We start from the raw sequence: 3,071 nt of genomic DNA on the forward strand, positions 1-3,071 counted from the left end.
GCTCTACCGGGCCATGGACCACGCCCGGATGAGCCCGGATGTCGCCACCGTCCTGCTGACCGGCAACGGCCCCTCCCCCAAGGACGGCGGCCACTCGTTCTGCTCCGGCGGCGACCAGCGGATCCGCGGCCGCGACGGCTACCGGTACGCAAACGGCGAGACGACGGAAACGATCGATCCGGCCCGCGCGGGCCGGCTGCACATCCTCGAGGTCCAGCGCCTGATGCGGACCATGCCCAAGGTGGTCATCGCCGTCGTCAACGGCTGGGCGGCAGGCGGCGGGCACTCCCTGCACGTCGTTTCGGATCTCACCATCGCGTCCCGGCAGCACGGCAAGTTCAAGCAGACCGACGCGACCGTGGGCAGCTTCGACGCCGGTTATGGCTCGGCCCTGCTGGCCCGCCAGATCGGGCAGAAATCAGCCCGCGAAATCTTCTTCCTCGCCCGCGAATATTCCGCTGAGGACATGGTCCGGATGGGCGCGGTGAACGAGGCCGTCGACCACGAGCGGCTCGAGGAAGTGGCGCTGGAATACGCCGCCGACATCGCCCGGCAGTCCCCGCAGGCCATCCGGATGCTGAAGTTCGCCTTCAACCTGGCTGACGACGGCCTGGCCGGCCAGCAGGTGTTCGCCGGCGAGGCGACGCGGCTGGCGTACATGACGGACGAGGCCGTGGAGGGCAAGGAAGCCTTCCTCGAAAAGCGCGATCCCGACTGGTCCAACTTCCCGTACTACTTCTAGGCCGCGCCATGACCTCCGGAGCGGTAGACATCGAGCCCGCCCTCGCCGCCCTTGCCGCCGCCCTCGGCGGGGAGGGTCCCGCCGTCGAACTCTCCGCCGGGCCGGATGGCTCCCCCGCCGTCTCGCGGGTGGAGACGCCCGGCGTCGAGGATGCCGCCGTCGTGGTGCGGACCTCAGGGTCCACCGGCGCACCGAAAGCCACGGTCCTGACCGTGGACGCCCTGGCGGCCTCCTCCATGGCGACAGCCATGGCGCTCAAGGGCGAGGGCCAGTGGCTGCTGGCACTGCCCGTGCAGTTCGTGGCCGGCGTCCAGGTCCTGGTCCGGTCGCTGTTCGCCGGCACCCGCCCCTGGGCCATGGACCTCTCCGGCGGGTTCACCGCAGAGGCCTTCACCGCCGCGGCGCAGGAACTGACGGACAAGCTCCGGTTCACGTCCCTGGTGCCCACCCAGCTGCAGCGCCTGCTGGACTCGCCGTCCCCGGAGACCCTGGCCGTGCTCCGGCGCTTCAACGGCGTGCTCCTGGGCGGCGCCCCGGCGTCGGCGGGCCTCCTCGCGGCGGCCAGGGAGGCCGGCGTCCGGGTAGTCACCACCTATGGTTCTGCCGAGACCTGCGGCGGATGCGTCTACGACGGCGTGCCGCTGGACGGCGTCGAGGTCAAGATCGCGCCCGACGGCCGGATCTTGCTAGGCGGGGCGACCATCGCCGCCGGCTATCTCGACGAGCCGGAGCTGACCGCCGCGACCTTTGTCGACGACGGCGGGATCCGCTGGTACCGGACCAATGACCTCGGCGAGTTCGCGCCCGACGGCACCCTCACAGTGCTGGGGCGCGCGGACGACGTCGTGATCACCGGCGGCGTGAAAGTCTCCGCCGCGCACGTGCAGGCGGAGTTGGAGCGGCTTGAGGGTGTGCTGGCGGCGTTCGTGGCGGGGGTGCCGTCCGCCGAGTGGGGACAGGCCCTGGCCGCGTACGTGGTGCTGGCCGACGGTTCCGCCGAAGCGGCCGAGGCCTTYACYGCCGGGATTCTCGGCGGCTCCGCAGGCGCCCTGACCGGCGTCCTGGTCCCGAAAACCGTGCTGACTGCCGCGGAACTGATGATGCTTCCCAACGGCAAACCTGACCGGCTGGGCATGAGCGTTCTGCTGGACGCCCGTCATCGGGGAAAATAGAAAAGTCTTTCCACCAGATCACCACCGAACCAACGAGGTACTGACCGTGGCCACAGCCGCACAATGGATCCAAGGCGCCCGCCTGCGCACCCTGCCGGCCGCGGTCGCTCCGGTCCTGATCGGGTCCGCCGCGGCCTACGAGATGAACGCGTTCCGCCCCGTCAACGCCGTACTGGCTGCCCTGGTGGCCCTGCTGCTCCAGATCGGCGTGAACTTCGCCAACGACTACTCCGACGGTATCCGTGGCACCGACGAGGACCGGGTGGGCCCGCTGCGGCTGGTGGGATCCGGTGTGGCCAAGCCGGAACACGTCAAGCGTGCCGCCTTCGCTGCGTTCGGCCTGGCGATGCTGTTCGGGCTGGTCCTGGTCATCATCACGCAGGCCTGGTGGCTCATCCTGGTGGGTGTGGGCTGCGTGATGGCGGCGTGGGGCTACACCGGCGGTAAGAACCCCTACGGCTACCTCGRCCTGGGCGACCTGTTTGTGTTTGTGTTCTTCGGGCTGGTGGCCACGCTGGGCACCACCTACACCCAGGCCGGACAGCTCAGCGTCGCGGCCATCATCGGCGCGATCGGCACGGGCCTGATCGCCTGCGCCCTGCTGATGGCCAACAACGTGCGGGACATCCCCACCGACCGTGTGGCCGGGAAGAAGACCCTGGCTGTGCGCCTCGGCGACAAGCACGCCCGGGAAAGCTACGTGCTGATGCTGGCCGTGGCGATCCTGCTGGTGATTGTGCTGGCGCCGGGACGGCCGTGGATGTTGATTGTGCTGCTGCTGATCCCGGCCATCCTGATGCCGTCCTGGCTGATGATCGCGGGCCGCCGCCGCAAGAGCCTGATCCCGGTGCTGAAGCAGACCGGCTTGATCAACCTGGGCTACGCCGTGCTGTTCTCGCTGGGCCTGGTGCTGAGCCGCGGGTTCTAGGGCGGGGTCGGTTATTCGGGGGGTTCGCCGGAGCCGGCGAGGGGCTGCCGGGACCTAGCGTCGGCCGCGGGGTCTCCGGTGCCTCCCTGCACCTGGCCTCGGCCGCGGGCCTAGCCTCSGCCGCGGAACTTCCCGGGCCTCCCGGCACCGGGCCTCGGCTGCGGGCCTAGCCTCCGCCGCGGAAYYYCCCGGGCCTCCCGGCACCGGGCCTCGGCTGCGGGCCTAGCCT

The 3,071-nt window shown here is 70.3% G+C and carries 3 protein-coding genes; all 3 read left to right on the forward strand.

The window, feature by feature from the left end; all coding sequences use genetic code 11:
- The coding region (locus AC1DHD_RS15210) for a 1,4-dihydroxy-2-naphthoyl-CoA synthase (RefSeq protein ID WP_476880516.1) at positions 1–742 on the forward strand (742 nt) is incomplete at its 5' end.
- An 8-nt stretch (positions 743–750) separates the two neighbouring features.
- Entirely contained in the window at positions 751–1,914 is a 1,164-nt protein-coding gene (locus AC1DHD_RS15215; RefSeq protein WP_476880517.1) for an AMP-binding protein, read from the forward strand.
- 46 nt (positions 1,915–1,960) lie between these two features.
- Positions 1,961–2,842 carry a 1,4-dihydroxy-2-naphthoate polyprenyltransferase gene (locus tag AC1DHD_RS15220; protein WP_476880518.1) on the forward strand — a complete coding sequence of 294 codons (882 nt, stop codon included), beginning with the start codon at positions 1,961–1,963 and terminating at the stop codon, positions 2,840–2,842.
- Positions 2,843–3,071 lie beyond the last annotated feature (229 nt).

The sequence above is a fragment of the Arthrobacter sp. 05L45_2 genome, assembly GCF_056397525.1.